Source organism: Sphingomonas sp. (genome assembly GCF_965248875.1).
In the GTDB taxonomy this organism is placed as follows: domain Bacteria; phylum Pseudomonadota; class Alphaproteobacteria; order Sphingomonadales; family Sphingomonadaceae; genus Sphingomonas.
Map to the genome: position 1 here is coordinate 102,650 of NZ_CBDFKR010000005.1, position 16,319 is coordinate 118,968.

Below are 16,319 nucleotides of genomic sequence, written 5' to 3' on the forward strand. Positions count from 1 at the left end.
TTGTTGTTCCTAGACTGCAAGGTGCCGGCGCACGGTCGCGCGGTCCGCCAGGGCGTCCGGCGCCAGCTCCGCCGTGATCCGGCCCTTGTCCATCACGTAGCAGCGGCCGGCAGTCGCCCGGATCAGGTCCAGGTTCTGCTCCACCAGCACGACCGTCACGCCGGTGCGCCGGTTCAGCGACACGGCGATGCGCCCGATCTCCTGCACGATGTTGGGCTGGATGCCCTCCGACGGCTCGTCCAGCAGGATCAGGTCCGGGCGGCCTACCAGGACCCGGCCGATGGCAAGCTGCTGCTGCTGTCCGCCCGACAGGGTGCCGGCGCGCTGGCTGCGCCGCTCCCGCAGGATCGGGAACAGGTCATAGACGGCGGCATAGTCCTCCGGCGCCGCGCCGCCGCGGATGCGTTCGCCGACGCGCAGGTTCTCCTCCACCGTCATGCGCGGGAACACGTCGCGCCCCTGCGGCACGTAGCCGATGCCGAGCCGCGCCCGCCGGTGCGCCGCAAGCCGGCCCAGGTCCGCGCCGCGCAGGCGGACCGTGCCGGCGCTGGCGGGCAGCAGGCCCATCAGGGTCCGCAGCAGCGTGGTCTTGCCGACGCCGTTGCGGCCGATCACGGCGACGATCTCCCCGGCCTGCACCGCCAGGTCCACGCCTTGCAGCACGGGCTTGCCGCCGTAGCCGCCCCGCAGCCCCGCGACGTGCAGCAGCGGTTCAGTCATGCTGCTCACCAAGGTAGATCGCTGCGACTTGCTCGTTGGCGACCACCTCCTCCATGCTGCCCTGGGCGAAGATGCGGCCGAGGTGCAGCACCGTGACCCGGTGCGCGACCTGGCGGACGAACTCCATGTCATGCTCGACCGCCAGCACCGTCATGCCCGCGCGGTTGAGCGACTGCACCAACTCGCCGGTCGCATGGGTTTCTTCTGGCGATAGCCCGGCGGCCGGCTCGTCCAGCAGCAGCAGCCGAGGCTGCAGCGCGATGGCCATGCCGATCTCCAGCCACTGCTTCTGGCCGTGGCTGAGGGCGCCGGCGGGCTGGCCCGCCACGTCCTGCAGCCCGAGCAGCTCCAGCAGCCGGGCCGTTTCCGCCGCCAGCGCGCCGCGGTCGGTGTGGTGCTGCAACGCTATTTCCAAGTTGTGCCGGGCCGTGAGCGAGGGGAACACGCCAGGCACCTGGAACTTCACGCTCATGCCCCGGCGGACCCGCTCGTGCGGGCGCAGCGGGGTCACGTCCTGCCCGGCGTACAGCACCTGCCCGGACGACGGCGCGTGCTCCCCCAGGATCAGCCGGAACAGGGTGCTCTTGCCTGCGCCGTTCGGGCCGATCAGGCAGTGGACCTCGCCGGGCTGCACGTCCAGGTTCACGTCGGCGGTGACGTGCAGGCCGCCGAAGTGCTTGTTGAGGCCGACGGTGCGCAGCAGGGCGGTCATGGCGTGCGCCGCCGGGCCAGGCGGGCGAGGCCGACGAACACGCCCTCGGGCGCCAGCAGGACGGTGGCCAGCAGCAGCGCGCCCATCGCCACCAGGGCATACTGGCTGCCGTAGATCGTCAACGCCTGGAACCCGGCCAGCACGGCCAGGGTGCCCGCCAGCGCCGCCGTCAGGTCCGACCGTCCGCCGACCGCCACCCACACGATGGGCAGCGCCGCCGCAGTGATGCCCATGCTGGACGGCGTGATGTATTGCCCCCATGCGGTGTAGAGCACGCCGCTGAGGCCTGCGAGCGCCGACCCCACGACGAAGGCCGCCAACTGGTAGCGGCGCACGTCGTAGCCCAGCATCGCCGCCCGCTCCGGGTTCTCGCGTATGGCGACCAGGACGTTGCCGAAGCGGGAGTTCACCAGTGCGCGCAGGCCGAGATAGACTGCCACCAGCAGCACGAGCAGGGCGTAGTACAGGCCGGTGTCGGGGATCAGCACCAGGTCGCCGCCGGGCCAGGGCAGGGTCAGGGCCGGCATCCCGCCCATGCCGTTGAACCCGTTCAGCCGGGCCTTGCCGATCCGCCACTCCGGGCCGGCGGTTTGCGCCATGAACCGCTCGAACACCAGGGTGAGCGAGAGGGTGACGATGCCCAGGAACACCCCGGCGATGCGTCCGAAGAACAGGAAGTAGCCTACGCCTGCCGCCAAGGCCGCGGCTGTCAGCACGGCCGCGAGCAGCGACAGGACGCCCAGGCCGCCGCCCGCGCCGAAGTTGATGGTCAGGACGCCATAGGCATAGCCGGCCAGGCCGAAGAACGCGGTCTGCCCGAAGCTGAGCGCGCCGCCATACCCCCAGATCAGGCATAGCCCGAGCGCCATGAAGCACCAGGTGAAGAAGTAGGCGACGTTGCCGACGGTGTAGCCGTCCGTGGTCAGGGGATAGGCGGCGGCCAGCAGCACGACGATGGCGAACCCGGCCCAGAACGCCGGGCCGCGCCCCAGCGTCTGCGGCCCCTGCAGGGATGCGACGAGCCGGGGCAGGCGGGTCACGCACGCTCCTGCTGCAGCCAGCCGGAGATGCCGCGCGGCAGCATCCGGATGGTCAGGATCACCGTCACCAGCAGCGCGATCTGCCCGGCCAACTGGCCCTGCCATCCCGTCATCGCGGCCTTTACGACGCCCAGCCCGGCCGCAGCAGGCGTCGCGCCAAGGAACACGTCGGCGCCGCCCACCACGACGGTCACGAACGCCTCGACGATGAAGGTCGCGCCCATCGTCGGAACCAGCGTCATGGTCGGCGCATACAGGCCACCCGTCAGCCCGGCGAGCGCCGTGCCCAGCCCGAAGGTGAGCGCATAGACCAGGCGGGTGTTGACGCCCAGCGCCTCCGCCATGCCGGGCACCTGGATGGTGGCGCGCGCCCACAGGCCGAAGCGGGTGAAGCGGAACGCGGCATACAGCGCCGCCACCAGCGCCACCGCCGCGCCCATCAGCACCAGCCGGTAAACCGAGTAGGAGTAGGCGCCGACCGTGAACCCGCCCAGCGGCGTGCCGGTGCCCGGCAGGCTGGACCCCAGCAGGATCAGCGTGCCCTGGGTCGCGATCAGGCTGATGCCCCAGGTGGCGACGATGGTGTCCAGGGGCCGTCCGTACAGATGCCGGATGACCAGCCGCTCCAGCACGACGCCAATCAGGCCGCAGGCCAGGGCGCCGCACAGGATTGCCAGCGGCAGCGGCAGCCCGGTCCTGGCGGCGGTCGCGCTGACATAGGCGCCGGCCATGATGAACTCGCCGTGGGCCAGGTTGATGACACCCATCATCCCGAACACCACGGCAAGCCCAGCCGCCGCCAGGATCAGGAACGCGAAGGCGTCCCCGAACTGGTAGGCCATGCTGAACAGCGTGCTCATGCCAACCGCCATCCGCACTGACCTTTGCGCAAGCGGGCCGTCATCGCGGGCCGCTCGCGGCGTGGCAACCCAGGGGCCGGCAGGACTGCGCTGGCGGCCCCTGGATTGCCGCGTCGCTGCGCTCCTCGCAATGACGGAAAGGGTCGAGGTAGAGAGCGGCTGGCATCAAGGTACGGTGTCCAGGGAGCGCTTACCGCTTCGGGGGCGGGTTGCTCGGGGTGTACTGGGCGCTCGGGTCGTTCTTGGTCAGGTCGCAGCCGGCCTGGCCCAGCCAGTACGGCTGGATGTCGGGGAAGGTGGTCGGGAAGGTGATGGAGTGGTCGTCCCCGACCTTCGCCAGGTAGATCGTGTGGGAGGCGTGCTGGCTTTTCGGGTCAATGCAGACCTTCCCCTCCGGCGCGTCCACGCAGACGTCGCCCTTGGCGATGACCTTCAGGATGTCGGGCCGCTTCGTGGAGCCGGCCCGCTCGACCATCTGCTTGTAGAGGTAGACCGCGTGGTAGGAGTTCTCGGCCTCCTGGTTGATGTACGGCTCGGACGGGAACTTGGCGTGCCAGCGCGCCACGAAGTCGCGGCTGGCCGGGGTGTCTATCTCCTCGACGTAGTTCACGGTGACATACATGTTGGCCAGGCTGGGCGGGCGGAACCGCTTGTGCTCATAGCCCTGGCCGACGTTGACCGAGCTGCCCATCGGCACGCGCAGCCCGGCGGACGCCGCCTGCTCGTAGTACGACGCCTGCGCGGTGCCGACCAGCAGGGTCATCAGGATGTCGGGCTTGGCGCGCTGGATGTTCTGGATGGTCTGGGAGAACTGCGACACGCCGAGCGGGATGAACTCCTCGCCCACCATCTCGCCGCCCTTCTCCTTGACGATGTTGCGGACCCACTCCGCCGAGATCTGGCCGAAGTTGTAGTCGGCGGCGATGGTGTAAACGCGCTTGCCGAACCGCTCCATCATCCAGGGGATCAGGGTGGAGAACTGCTGCTCCGGCACCGCGCCGGTGACGATCATGTGGCCGTCGCACACGCCGCCCTCGTACTGGTTGTTGTAGAAGACGAAGCCGTCGAGCTGGTCCACGATGGGGCGGTAAGCCTCCCGCGACGCGCTGGAGAAGCCGGCGAACACCACGTCGGCCTTATCCCGCTGCAGCACGCGCCGCATGAACTCCTGGTAGCGGGTGTTGTCCGACTGGGTGTCGTAGATCACCAGCTCCAGCTTGCGCCCGGCAATGCCGCCCTTGGCGTTGATCTCGTCCGTTGCAAGCTGGATGCCGTGTACCTTGCCGATGGTCGCCAGCGCGAAGTCCCCGGACTGGTCCTCCAGCACGCCGAGCTTGATCGGCGTGCCGCCTTGCGCCCGGGCGGGGAGGGCGGCGGCGCAGGCCAGCGCCAACGCAAGCAGGCCGTTAAAGGCGTAGTGCCGCATGGTGTGCCTCCTGGGGTTCGGTGTTGACGGGGCTGGGCGCCGGGCAGCCGCCGGCGGCCAAGGATGCGCAGTAGGCTTCCAGGCTTTGGCGCGCCCTCATGCTTTCGCGCCGCAGCACGGCGTAGGCGCGGTCGTCGTCCAGCCCGTGCCGGACCGCGAGCTGCACGGCGGCGCGTATGACGTGGCGCCGGCCCTGCAAGCGCATCTCCTGCCGCTCGATGCGCCGCTCCAGCTCGCGCCGGCGCCGGTGCTCGTTCACGCAAAGGTAGAGGGCGGAATAGACTGCGGCGGTGTGCACGGGCTTGCGCAGCAGCGCCGTCGCGCCCAGCCCCATGATGGTGCGCAGGCGGCCCGGCGCCTCGATGCCGACCAGCCCGATCACCGGCGCCCGGGGCAGGCAGCCGGTAGCGCTCATGGGCACCGTCACCGGGTCGGCCAGGTCGCCGTCCACGAACAGGACGTCCCGGTCCTCGTGCAGGGCGGCGAAGCGCCCGTCCGCATCCGCGGGCGGCAGCCGCTGGACGTCCAGGCCCAGCCGCCCGAGGGTCGTCACCAGGCTGTCAAGTTGGGCGCAAGGGTCCGCGACGATGACGGCGCGGACGCCGCGGAAGTTCTGGACCAGCCGCGGCGCGGTCATGATACGAGCCGCAGGCTGGCGCGCGCCGCCTCAAGCCGGCTGGAGCTGCATACCAGGTAAGGGTCGGGCTGCTGCGGCGCCCGGGCCTCCATGATGATGTCGAACTGCGCCTGCTTGTTCGACCGTCCGATCCGCGGCGTCAGGTAGGCGTGCGAGGTTTGCTCGTCTATCCAGACCTCCCCCTGCGGCGCCGTCAGGCGCTGTGCCAGGACCGCCTTGCGCACGGCCGCCACATCGTCCGACCCGGCGGCGTCCAGCGCGCGGGCGAGCAGCAGCGTCGCTACATACGCCGCCTCCGCATCCGCGGACATCGTGGGGCCGTCCGGGAAGCGGCGCCGGTGGGCGGCGGTGAAGGCGAGGTTCTCCGGCGACGCGATGGAGGCGAAATAGACGCTGGCGCTGATGTGCCCCTCGACGGCGGCCGGGCCGATGGCCTCCAGTTCCGGCTCGGACAGGCTGCAACTGGCGACGGGCATCTGCCCGATCTGGTCCACCCCGCGTTGCACGCACGCGGCCCGGAAGGCGTTCAGGAACGCATAGGAGGACGTGCCGATCAGGGTGCTGAACACCACGTCCGGCGCCGCCTGCAGGATGGCTTGGATCAGAGCATCGAAGTCCGTCTCGCCGACCGGGACGTAGCGCTCGGCGAGTACGGCGCCGCCGTGCCGGGCCAGCTCGTCGCGCAGGATGCGGTTGTTCTCCCAGGCCCAGATGTAGTTGGAGCCGATGCAGAAGGCGCGGGTGCGGCCCTGGTCCCGCAGGTAGCGGATCAGCGGGATGACGTGCTGGTTCGGGACCGCGCCGGTATAGATCGTGTTGGTGGAGGTCTCGAACCCCTCGTAGTGCGAGGAGTACCACAGCAGGGCGTCATGCTTCTCGAACAGCGGGATGACGTCCTTGCGGCTGGACGAGGTGTAGCAGCCGATGACGTGCCGGATGCCGGACCGCAGCAGGCCGTCGCAGAGCGCGGGGTAGCGGTCCGGCTGCCCCCCGGGGTCAACGGCGGCCAGGTCCAGCGGCTGGCCGGTTTCCGCCTGGACCCGGTCGGCCGCAAGCAGGACGCCGTTGAGCATCGAGCGGGCGACCACGCCGTAGGGGCCGGTTGACGACAGCAGGACGCCGATGCGGGGGCGGGTATGCGACACAGGTTGCGGAACCTCCATGACGGACGCAGGATAGCGCCTCGCCGCGAGTGGCTTCGTTGCCGGTGTCTGGTGTCTCACCCGTCGAGCGCGCCGTCTGGGCATCGTTGCCCCGCGCTTTCGCCTTAGGCTGGGCCAGCACGGCGCCGCATGTCAAGCTAGATTGTACGTATCGGCGAAGCTGTCCGGTCAACCCTGTCCCGGGGCGTTGCCAACGGGATGGGCTTCGCTGTTCCCGGTGCAGGCTGGCAGGGCGGTGGTGGCCCTGGATGCCGCATCGGAGGCCGTCGAAACGGGATAGCCGGGCTGCTGTCCCGCCGCCGCGCGTGCCGCCATGTGGTGCGCCGCGACGTAGCCGAACGTCATGGCCGGGCCGAGCGTGATGCCACCGCCGGGGTAGTTGCCGCCCATGATGCTGGCGAAGTCGTTGCCGGCGGCATACAGCCCCGGGATCGGCGCGCTGTCGCCGTCCAGCACCCGCGCATGGGCGTCGCCGCGCAGCCCGGCGAAGGTCCCTAGGTCGCCCGGCACCACCCGCACGGCGTAGTATGGCCCGGCCCCAATGGGTGCGACGCAGGGGTTGGGCGTCACCGTCGCGTCGCCCAGAGAACGGTTGTAGGCGGTGCTGCCGCGGCCAAAGGCCGGGTCCTCGCCGCGCGCCGCCGGGCCGTTGTACTCCGCGACCGTCCGGGCCAGCCCTACCGGGTCAATGCCGGCCTTGCGCGCCAGCTCCTCCAGCGTCGCGCCGCGGAGGAGGTAGCCGCTGTCGATCACCGGCTTCAACGGCACAGGGAACGGCTTGGCGAAGCCCAGGCCGTAGCGCCGCTGCGTCGCGTGGCCGCACAGGAACCAGGCGCACGGCTCCGGGTCACCTTCGCAGGCCGTCAGCAGGGCTTGGATGAAATCGTGGTACGAGTTGGCCTCGTTCACGAACCGCGTGCCGGTGCGGGTGACGGCGATGATGCCGGGCTTCGACCGGTCCACGAAATGCGGGAACGGCCCGACGCTGCCGTCGGGCCGAGGCACGAGCGACACCGGCACCCAGGCGGCGGCGTTGGGATAGCGGTCCTCGACCTTCGCTCCGGCGCCCTCGCCCAAACGCAGCCCGTCCCCGGTGTTGCCCGGCGGCGCGGGGGACCAGTGCTCGGCCCCAGTCGGCGCGTGGCGGAACATGGCCTTGCGGCGCGCGATGTCTTGCGGGAAACCGCCGGCGGCCAGCACGACGCCGCACCGGGCATGGACCCGCACCGCCCGGCCGTCCCGCTCGACGATGGCACCCACGACGGCCGGGCCGTCCCGCAGCAGCTCCGTGACGGGGGACGAGGTCCAGATCGGCACGCCGCGGTCGAAGGCGGACTTGGCCAGGCGCCCCACCAAAGCGTTGCCGTTGGTCAGCCGCATCGCGCGGCGGTGCAGCAGCAGGTCGCGCCCGTGCCGCGCCAGCAGCCCGGCCACCACCGCCGCCGAGCGCAGGGACCGCGTCACGTTGAAGAAGTGGACCAGCTCCTTCCCCGTGCCGATCATCATGCCCAGGAAGGTGATCTCGGCCAGCGGCGGGCGCAGCCGGTCCTTCTCGGCCCCAAGCTCCCGCGCGTCGAACGGCGCGGCGCAGATCGAGCGCCCGCCTGCAGTGCCGCCCGGCGCGTCCGGATGGTAGTCGGCGAAGGCCGGTCCGAGCACGAAGCGGACCGCCGTCTCCCGCTCCATGAACGCCACCATCTCCGGCCCCCGCGCCAGGAAAGCGTCCACCCGGTCGGCGTCGAAGTGGTTGCCGGCCTCGTGCTGCAAGTAGGTGCGGGCGGCTGCGGGGCTGTCCACGACGCCCTCCCGCTGCGCCACCGGGCTGCACGGTATCCACAGCCAGCCGCCTGACCGTGCGGTGGTGCCGCCGAACACCGGCTCCTTCTCGGCCACCACGACGTTCAGGCCGAGGGATGCCGCCGTGACGGCCGCGGACAGGCCGCCGGCGCCGGAGCCGACGACCAGGACGTCGCATGTAACGGAGGATGGGTCGGGCTGCTCGTGGGCCATGCTGCCTCTTCGCTTGCGGAACGTCCTCCCGGTTCATATCGTCCGGCTGGCGCCTGCCCGCAATACGAGGCTGGCCCGCAGGAGGGACCGCACCATGGCCGCACTCAGCCGCCGGAGCCTTGTCAGCCTCGCCGCTACGGCACCGCTCGCCATGCCGGCCATCGTGCGCGCGCAGGGCACGCCGCTGCGGATCGGCGTGCTGACCGACATGTCGAGTTGGGGGCGGGACAACGGCGGGCCGGGATCGGTCTATGCCGCCAGCCAGGCGGTGCGCGAAGTCGGAGGCAGCGCCGCCGGGCGCAAGGTCGAGGTGCTGGTCGGCGACCACAAGATGACACCCGACCTGGGCATCCAGATCGCCCGCCGCTGGTTCGACGACGGGGTGGAGGCGGTGGCCGACTGCCCGCACTCCGCCATTGCCTTGGGCGTCAGCGCGCTGGCGGCGGAGCGGGACCGGCTGGCGCTGTTCTCCGGCCCGGGGTCGAGCGACATCACCAACGCCCGCTGCAACGCGCGGACGGTGCAGTTCACCTACGACACCTATGCGACGTCCAAGGTCGTGACCACTGCGCTGATGGGGCAGGGGGCGCGGACCTTCTACTTCGTGACGGTGGACTATGCCTTCGGCAAGTCGCTGCAGGCCGACGCGACGTCGTTCATCCAGGCGGGCGGCGGGCGCGTCGTGGGGTCGGCGACCCACCCGGCGGGGACGACCGACTACGCCGCGCTGCTGCTGGACGCCAAGGCGTCGGGCGCCGACGTGATCGCGCTGTGCAACACCGGGCAGGACTGCACCAACGCGTTGAAGCAGGCGACGGAGTTCGGCCTGGCGCGCGGCGGGCAGCGGATGGCGGCGCTGGGCATGTTCCTGACGGATGTGCACGGCGCCGGGCTGGGGATCACGCAGAACACGCTGTTCGCGACGGCGGACTACTGGGACATGAACGCGGAGACGCGGGAGTGGTCCAAGGGCTACCTGGCCGCTGCCGGGCAGATGCCGACGATGCTGCAATCCGGGACCTATGGCGTGGTGCTGCACTACCTGCGGGCGGTGCAGGCGGCGGGCAGCCTAGACGCCGGCCGGGTGATGGAGCAGATGCGGGCGCAGCCGGTGGACAACATCTTCGTCCGCAACGCGTCGCTGCGGGCCGATGGGCGGGTGGTGCGCGGGATGTACCTGGCCCGGGTCAAGACGCCTGAGCAGTCGAAGGGACCGTGGGACTACCTGGAACTGGTGCGCGAGGTGCGGGCGGAGGACGCGGTGCGCCCGGCCGCAGAGTCCGCGTGCCCGCTGCTGCGGAAGGCGTGACGGCGGCGGGCGGGTCTGGGGTGTTGAGCGGTCGGGCGTACGGCGGGACGGCGAAGCGCTGTCCCGCCCTACAGTATTGCCAGCGCCATGCGCTCGCAGGCGGTCAATGCGTGGGGCCGCTGGCGTCGCTGACGATGGCCGCGTTCACCATGTTGCGGAGCACGGACCGGTAGTGCAGCCGCTGCTTGGGCGACTGCATCATGAACACGACCACCATGTCCTGCGCCGGGTCCACCCACATGTAGGTGCCGCCCGCGCCGCCCCAGTACCAGTCGCCTACGCTGCCCGGGAACGGCGCCACGCCCGCATCCGTCCGCACCGCGACGCCCAGGCCGAACCGGTAGCCGGGGCCAGGGAGATACAGCGGACCCGGCTTCACTGTTCCAAGCTGGTCCGACGTCATGTAGCGCACCGTCTGCGGGCCGAGGTAGCGCCGCCCGTCCAGCGTGCCGCCGTTCAGCATCATCTGCAGGAAGCGGGCGTAGTCCCGCGCCGTGGACACCATGCCGCCGCCGCCCGACTGGAACCGTGCGGGATGGCGCGGGTCGCTGAACTCCGCGTCCACGCCGAACGAGCGGTCGTTGGCGAAGGGTTCGGCGATGCGGCCCTGCTTGGCCGGGTCCTCCACGCCGAAGGCGGTGTCCGTCATGCCCAGTGGGTCGAGCAGGTTCTCCTTCTCGAACTGGTAGAGCGACTGGCCGGACACGACCTCGACCACGCGGCCCAGCACGTCAATCGAGTAGCTGTAGTCCCAGGTGGTGCCGGGCTGGTAGGCGAGGGGCAGCTTGGCCAGGCGGTCCACGAAGGCTGCGGTGTCCGGGTCGCCGGCGTTCAGGCGGGCCTGCACGTAGGCGGTCTTCACGGGGGAGCTGCCGAAGAACCCGTAGGTCAGCCCGGCGCTGTGCCGCATCAGGTCCTGGATGGTCATGGGCCGCTCGGCGGGTAACAGGCGCATCCCGCGCGTGTCGTCGGGCACGCCGACCTGCATGGCGGCGAAGGCGGGCAGGTACTTGGACACCGGCTCGTCGAGGGCGATGCGGCCCTGTTCCACAAGCATCAGCGCTGCGGCGACGGTGACCGGCTTGCTCATGGAATAGATGCGGTAGATGTCGTCGCGCGCCGCGGGGGCCGGGGCCTGGGGGTCGCGGCTGCCGACCACCTCCTCGTAGGCGACCTTGCCGTGGCGGGCGACCAGCAGCACGGCGCCGGGCAGGATGTGCTGGTCAACGTCGGACTTCAGCACGCGGGTGATAGCAGCAAGCCGGTCCGGGTCCAGGCCCACGCTTGCGGGATCGGCCCGCGGCAGCTCCGCAGCTTGGGCGAGGCTGACGAAGCTGGCGATGGCTAGGCCCAGCAGCAGTCGCTTCATGACGCTTCCTCCTCCGTGAACGCTATGAAGCGTCCTTGCGGCGGGAAGCGTGCCAGGCGGGCGATGGCGATGCAACCGATGGGTTACGGCCATCGCATGTGGTGAAAGGACTGCCCTCGTTCCCTCTCGCTCCGGGAGAGGGCTAGGGTGAGGGGGCGGGCAAGCGCGGGCCGTTAGCCTGTGGTGGGCGGTGCGCCGCCTGCACCGGCGTTGCCCGGCTCCGCAGCCAAGACCCCCTCACCCCGACCCTCTTCCGGAGGGAGAGGGAGCAGGCACTTGTGCATCTACCGAAACTGGTGGTCCTACTCCGCCGCCTTCGCCTGGCCGTCTGTCGCGTGCCACAGCGCCCCGCCCACCACCATGCTGTCGAGCGCGAAACGTTGCCGCCCCGTCCGGGTCTGGCGGGACACGTCGGTGAAGTTGAAGCGTCCCTCCTCCATCCGCATCACCGTCGCGTCGCCCGTGCTGCCCACCGACAGGTCCGCCAGGTCCGGGCGCCGCAGCACGGCCGCGGGCGCCGCGGTGACGGCCCGCACGATGTCCGGCAGCGGCATCCCGAGGAGCAGGAACTTGCTCATGGTCTCCATGTTGTCGAACGCCGGGCCATCAATGCAGAGGACGTGGACGTCCGAGCTGATGACGTCGGGCGGGAAGCCGCCGGCCAGCATCGCCTCTGCCACCCCGAAGTCGAACGACCCGGCGCCGTGCGCGATGTCGAAGATCACGCCGCGCTCCCGCGCCTGCCAGCACGCCTCCTTGATCCGGCCATCGGCGTAGCAGGGCGCGTTGGGGAAGGGCTTGTAGCAGTGGGTCAGGATGTCGCCGGGCCGCAGCTCGGCCAGCACGTCCTCGTAGCGCGGCGGCGGGCGGTCAATGTGGCACATCACCGGCAGCCCGGCCCGGTCCGCGGCGGCGAGGGCGTGATACAGCGGCGCGATGCCGTTCACGCCGCTGGTGTTGGCGCCCACCCGCACCTTGATGCCGCGGATCAGGTCCGGGTGTTCGCGCGCCACCGCGGCGCAGGTCTCGGTGTCCATCAGCCGCATGTCGCCGCTTTCGCCCACCATGACGGAGGGCGAGAAGGCGAAGATGCCGGCGTGGCTCACGTGCAGGTAGGCGAGGATGCGGGTTTGGCTCGGCTCGATCACGTGCTTGCGGAAGCCGGCGAAGTTGCCCGGCCCGGCCGATCCCACGTCCACCCAGGTCGTCGTGCCGCAGCGCCGGGCAAGCTGGTCGGCGTCCACGCTGATGGAGGTGCCGCCCCAATACACGTGGGCGTGGAGGTCTATGTTGCCGGGCATGACGATGCAGCCGGACACGTCCCGCTCCGCCCGGCCGCGCAGGCCGGGGCCGATGGCGGCGACCTTGCCGGCGGCGAAGGCGATGTCGGCCACCTCGTCGCGGCCGGTGCCCGGGTCCAGCACGCGGCCGTTGCGGAGGATGAGGTCGTGGTCCATCGGGGGCTCCTTCGTGGCCAAGTGGGGGGGAGTTTGCCCGGTGGCGGCGCTGGTGTCGAACCGTCGTCGCGGGCGGTTGTGTCCCATGTTTGAATGTCGGCTTACGACCCAATTCGGCCACTTAATCACCTTAGCCCCTAGCCAGAAACGGACATTGGTTGTCTAAGGACTCGGGCAGCTTAGCACCGTGGACACTGGAGAGGGACAGAGATGAAGTTGAACCGCACCCAAATTTATGATCGAGCCATAAAGGTGCTTGAGGCCAATCAGCAAGGTATTCGCTGGGCCGATCTGCTGCGGGAGGTCGAAGCAACCGCGCCGGACACTCCGCATAACAGTATCCATGGTGCCATCCACAATCTGCTGACGACGCGCACTTCCGAAATATCGAAGATAGCGCGGGGCACGTACAAACTCACCAAATTTGTCGACGCAGATAACGCTGACTCCAACGCTCAGGAGGCCGTGACAGTTGAAACGCCAGTAAAGGCCGAAACTGCTGGCGCAGACGCGCTTACTGAACAAGACTTCTATTCAAGCTTCGCATTATGGTTGGAAGAGAATGATGAGGCCACCTTTGCATCCGCGCTGGGTGGAAGTAGCCTAGGAGGAAAATGGGGAACGCCTGATGTTATTGGTGTGCTCAGGCCTCTAGGGCAGGACATCTTCAAGTTCGAGCCGCAAATCGTGACTGCTGAAATTAAAGCCGTGCCCAGCCAGCCGGTCGTCGCTTTCGGACAGGCTGTCCGCCTATCGCCTGTTCTCGCACAAAAGCTATATCGTTGTTCCGAAGCTGACGAGCAGCGACGATATGAACAGACTCACGTCGTTGTGCAGCATCTACGGCGTTGGGCTTGTCACATTTGCGCTTAATAAAGAGCAGCCAGATTACATGGTTGTTGTTCTGCCAGTAAGCGCAGCGCCCGACATGTTCTATGTGAACACCATGCTCGAACGCCTGAAATCTAGCGCTCCAGAGATTTTGAAGAAACTATTTTAGATCCAGCTTTCTTTGCTTCTGGTTGGATACATTTAGTCATTGCAACCCGATTTCACCCACTTCCGTCGCAAAGCGGACCGGCGGCTTTCCACCAGGAGCAGACGTTCAAACTGAGACACTACCCCGCAAGCTCTGCGGTTCCGGCCATCCCGTCCCAGAGCTAATGGCGGCCTCAGCGCCGATGGCGGCATCGAGGCCGGACCGGACCGCTGTCCGCCGTGGCCCCCCTGGTGCAATCTGCACCCAGTCCGGGCCGGAGAGCGCGGCCAAGGGAGGGCTTCCGAATAAAACGCCGCACGTTCCTCGCTTCGGCTGCCGCCGGGCTGGCCGCACCCTCCATCGCGGGCGCCGCGGCGGCGAACACCATACGCTTCGTGCCGCAGGCCGGGCTGTCGAACCTGGACCCGATCTGGACCACGATTGATGTCGTCCGCAACGCCAGCCTGCTGTTCTGGGACACGCTGTATGGCGTGGACAGCAGCCTCACGTCCCGGCCGCAGATGTGCGAGGGGCACGAGACCGCGGCGGACGGCCTGACCTGGACCTTCACGCTGCGCCCCGGGCTGCGCTTCCATGATGGCGAGCCCGTGCGGGCGCGCGATGCCGTCGCCAGCGTGGGGCGCTGGATGAAGCGCGACCTGATGGGCCAGCGCATCGCCGCCCAGTTGGACGCGCTGGAGGCGCTGGACGACCGCCGCTTCCGCTTCCGGCTGCGGCGCCCGTTCCCCAAGCTGATCTATGCGCTGGGCAAGGTCGGCACCCCCGTGTGCTTCATCATGCCGGAGCGCATCGCGGCCACCGATCCCTTCACGCCGATCGCCGAGTATGTCGGCTCCGGCCCCTTCGTGTTCCGGAGGGACCAGTGGGTGACAGGCTCCTCCGCGGTGTTCGAGCGGTTCGCAGGCTACGTCCCGCGGGAGGAGAAGTCGGACTGGCTGGCGGGCGGCAAGCGCGTGCTGTTCGACCGGCTGGAATGGCAGGCGATCCCCGACAGCGGCACCGCGGCGGCGGCGCTGCAGAACGGCGAGGTGGACTGGTGGGAGCAGCCGATCCCCGACCTGGTGCCGCTGCTGAAGCGGAACCGGGACATCCGGGTGGGCATCGCCGACCCGCTGGGCAACATGGGCGTGTTTCGGGTCAACCACCTGCATCCGCCGTTCAACGACCGGCGGGCGCGGCGGGCGCTGATGATGGCGGCGGACCAGGCGGACTTCATGCAGGCGGTCGTCGGCGGCGACCCGGCGCTGTGGAAGCGCGTCGCCGGATACTTCCCGCCGGGCACCCCGCTGTTCACCGAGGCCGGGGGCGAGGTGCTGCAGGGCAAGCGCGATTACGCCGGGGCTGCGGCACTGCTGCGGGAGGCCGGCTATGCCGGGGAGAAGGTCGTGCTGATGATGGCGACCGACCAGCCGCCGGCCAAGGCGCAGGCGGACGTGACCGCCGACCTGCTGGGCCGCATCGGCGTGGACGTGGACCTGCAGGCGATGGACTGGGGCACGATGACCGCGCGCCGGGCCAGCATGAAGCCGCCGTCCGAGGGCGGCTGGCACATCTTCCACACCTGGGCCGCGGGCGTCGGCTCGTCGTCGCCGGCGACCTATCCGCACATCTACTGCACCGGCAAGGCCGCCTGGTTCGGCTGGCCGACGGACGAGCAAGTGCAGGCGGACATCGCCGCCTGGTATGAGGCGGCGGACCTCCCGGCGGAGAAGGCGGCGGCGGCCAAGCTCAATGCGTCGCTGGTCGCGGAGGCGCCGTTCATCCCGACCGGGTTCTTCCTGAACTACCAGGCGACGCGCAGCAGCCTGTCCGGCGTGGTGAACGCGCCGGTGCCGATCCTGTGGGATGTGCGGAAGGGGTAGGGGGCAGCGGCCCAAGGGAGTAAGCGATGGCAGAGCCGGGCAGGGGACCACAACCGGGGGGGTGCGGCGTCTGCCTTGTTTGGGAGATGTTCCTCCCGGGTTGCGCGGCGCCGCGCCAGGTTCCCGGCCATAGTCCGGCCAAGCCTGCTGGCAGGGCGACAACTGGCAGGTCAGTGATGGGCGATCCACTCCGCCCATCGCAGCACCCCGGCATCGTCCCCGAACCTGGCGACGACTTGCAGCCCGAGCGGCATGCCGTTTGGGCCAGTCCCCGACGGCACGGTCACGCACGGGACGTGCAGCCCGGTCCAAAGGCTGTTGAACACCGGGTCGCCGGTCCAGGAGAGGCCATGGGGCGCCTCGCCGGGGGCTGAGGGCGTCAAGAGGCAGTCGAAGCCTTCCATGACCGCATTGAAGGTGCCCCGGGCCGCCACGAAGGCCTCGTTCGCCTCGTCGAGCAGCGCGGACGGCTGCGCCAGCCCCCAGTCGAGGCGCTCCTGCAATTCGCTGCTGATAAGCTCCCGCCGGCAGGTCAGCTCCCAACCCATGGCGCGGGCGCTTTCGGCGTTCATGATGACCTGGTGGAGCGCGAGGGCGCGGGCGAACACCGGCGGCAGCTCGATTTCTGCGACCGCAGCCCCCGCGCGTGCAAGGTGGTCGGCGGTGTCGTGCAGCAACGCCGCCGTCTCCGGCGCCGCGCTGTCCCAAGCGGGCGAGCGGCAGAGGCCGATGCGCGGCGCCCGTCCGGTTCTGT

The 16,319-nt window shown here is 69.7% G+C and carries 14 protein-coding genes; 3 read left to right on the forward strand and 11 right to left on the reverse strand.

The features are described 5' to 3' along the window. Nucleotides 1-9: 9 nt before the first annotated feature. The 8 genes from ACP2AD_RS04280 to ACP2AD_RS04315 all read right to left on the reverse strand — a co-directional run bounded on the left by ACP2AD_RS04280 (nucleotide 10) and on the right by ACP2AD_RS04315 (nucleotide 8,568). Entirely contained in the window at nucleotides 10-720 is a 711-nt protein-coding gene (locus ACP2AD_RS04280; RefSeq protein ID WP_425228848.1) for an ABC transporter ATP-binding protein, read from the reverse strand. Continuing rightward, complete coding sequence (locus ACP2AD_RS04285; RefSeq protein ID WP_425228849.1) at nucleotides 713-1,432, reverse strand: ABC transporter ATP-binding protein; 720 nt, start codon at nucleotides 1,430-1,432, stop codon at nucleotides 713-715. The genes ACP2AD_RS04280 and ACP2AD_RS04285 overlap by 8 nt, the downstream gene beginning before the upstream one ends. Further along, nucleotides 1,429-2,472 carry a branched-chain amino acid ABC transporter permease gene (locus ACP2AD_RS04290; RefSeq protein ID WP_425228850.1) on the reverse strand — a complete coding sequence of 348 codons (1,044 nt, stop codon included), beginning with the start codon at nucleotides 2,470-2,472 and terminating at the stop codon, nucleotides 1,429-1,431. Before ACP2AD_RS04290 ends, ACP2AD_RS04285 begins: the two co-directional genes overlap by 4 nt. Further along, entirely contained in the window at nucleotides 2,469-3,332 is an 864-nt protein-coding gene (locus tag ACP2AD_RS04295; RefSeq protein ID WP_425228851.1) for an ABC transporter permease subunit, read from the reverse strand. Before ACP2AD_RS04295 ends, ACP2AD_RS04290 begins: the two co-directional genes overlap by 4 nt. A gap of 190 nt (nucleotides 3,333-3,522) precedes the next feature. Then, on the reverse strand, nucleotides 3,523-4,758 hold the full coding sequence (locus ACP2AD_RS04300) for an urea ABC transporter substrate-binding protein (RefSeq protein ID WP_425228852.1): 1,236 nt from the start codon (nucleotides 4,756-4,758) through the stop codon (nucleotides 3,523-3,525). After that, on the reverse strand, nucleotides 4,739-5,395 hold the full coding sequence (locus ACP2AD_RS04305; protein ID WP_425228853.1) for an ANTAR domain-containing response regulator: 657 nt from the start codon (nucleotides 5,393-5,395) through the stop codon (nucleotides 4,739-4,741). The genes ACP2AD_RS04300 and ACP2AD_RS04305 overlap by 20 nt, the downstream gene beginning before the upstream one ends. After that, complete coding sequence (locus tag ACP2AD_RS04310; RefSeq protein WP_425228854.1) at nucleotides 5,392-6,558, reverse strand: transporter substrate-binding domain-containing protein; 1,167 nt, start codon at nucleotides 6,556-6,558, stop codon at nucleotides 5,392-5,394. Before ACP2AD_RS04310 ends, ACP2AD_RS04305 begins: the two co-directional genes overlap by 4 nt. Nucleotides 6,559-6,726: 168 nt before the next feature. Then, nucleotides 6,727-8,568, reverse strand: coding sequence for an FAD-dependent oxidoreductase (locus ACP2AD_RS04315; protein ID WP_425228855.1), 1,842 nt, complete (start codon nucleotides 8,566-8,568; stop codon nucleotides 6,727-6,729). A gap of 94 nt (nucleotides 8,569-8,662) precedes the next feature. On the opposite strand from ACP2AD_RS04315, the gene ACP2AD_RS04320 reads away from it, so the two are divergent. After that, the gene (locus tag ACP2AD_RS04320; RefSeq protein WP_425228856.1) at nucleotides 8,663-9,877 is read left to right on the forward strand and encodes an ABC transporter substrate-binding protein; all 1,215 of its coding nucleotides are present in this window, start codon (nucleotides 8,663-8,665) and stop codon (nucleotides 9,875-9,877) included. A gap of 103 nt (nucleotides 9,878-9,980) precedes the next feature. Here ACP2AD_RS04320 and ACP2AD_RS04325 read toward each other — a convergent pair whose 3' ends face one another. Next, nucleotides 9,981-11,246 carry a serine hydrolase domain-containing protein gene (locus ACP2AD_RS04325; protein ID WP_425228857.1) on the reverse strand — a complete coding sequence of 422 codons (1,266 nt, stop codon included), beginning with the start codon at nucleotides 11,244-11,246 and terminating at the stop codon, nucleotides 9,981-9,983. Nucleotides 11,247-11,548: 302 nt separating this feature from the next. Continuing rightward, nucleotides 11,549-12,703: an amidohydrolase/deacetylase family metallohydrolase gene (locus tag ACP2AD_RS04330; protein ID WP_425228858.1), complete on the reverse strand. Its 1,155-nt coding sequence runs from the start codon at nucleotides 12,701-12,703 to the stop codon at nucleotides 11,549-11,551. A gap of 210 nt (nucleotides 12,704-12,913) precedes the next feature. On the opposite strand from ACP2AD_RS04330, the gene ACP2AD_RS04335 reads away from it, so the two are divergent. Together ACP2AD_RS04335 and ACP2AD_RS04340 are read left to right on the forward strand one after the other, a co-directional pair. Beyond that, nucleotides 12,914-13,576, forward strand: coding sequence for a hypothetical protein (locus ACP2AD_RS04335; protein WP_425228859.1), 663 nt, complete (start codon nucleotides 12,914-12,916; stop codon nucleotides 13,574-13,576). Nucleotides 13,577-14,077: 501 nt separating this feature from the next. After that, complete coding sequence (locus ACP2AD_RS04340; RefSeq protein WP_425228860.1) at nucleotides 14,078-15,565, forward strand: ABC transporter substrate-binding protein; 1,488 nt, start codon at nucleotides 14,078-14,080, stop codon at nucleotides 15,563-15,565. Between the two features lie 170 nt (nucleotides 15,566-15,735). Here the strand turns inward: ACP2AD_RS04340 and ACP2AD_RS04345 are convergent. Continuing rightward, nucleotides 15,736-16,319, reverse strand: a 584-nt coding sequence (locus ACP2AD_RS04345; protein WP_425228861.1) for an amidase family protein, incomplete at its 5' end; no start/stop codon positions are given.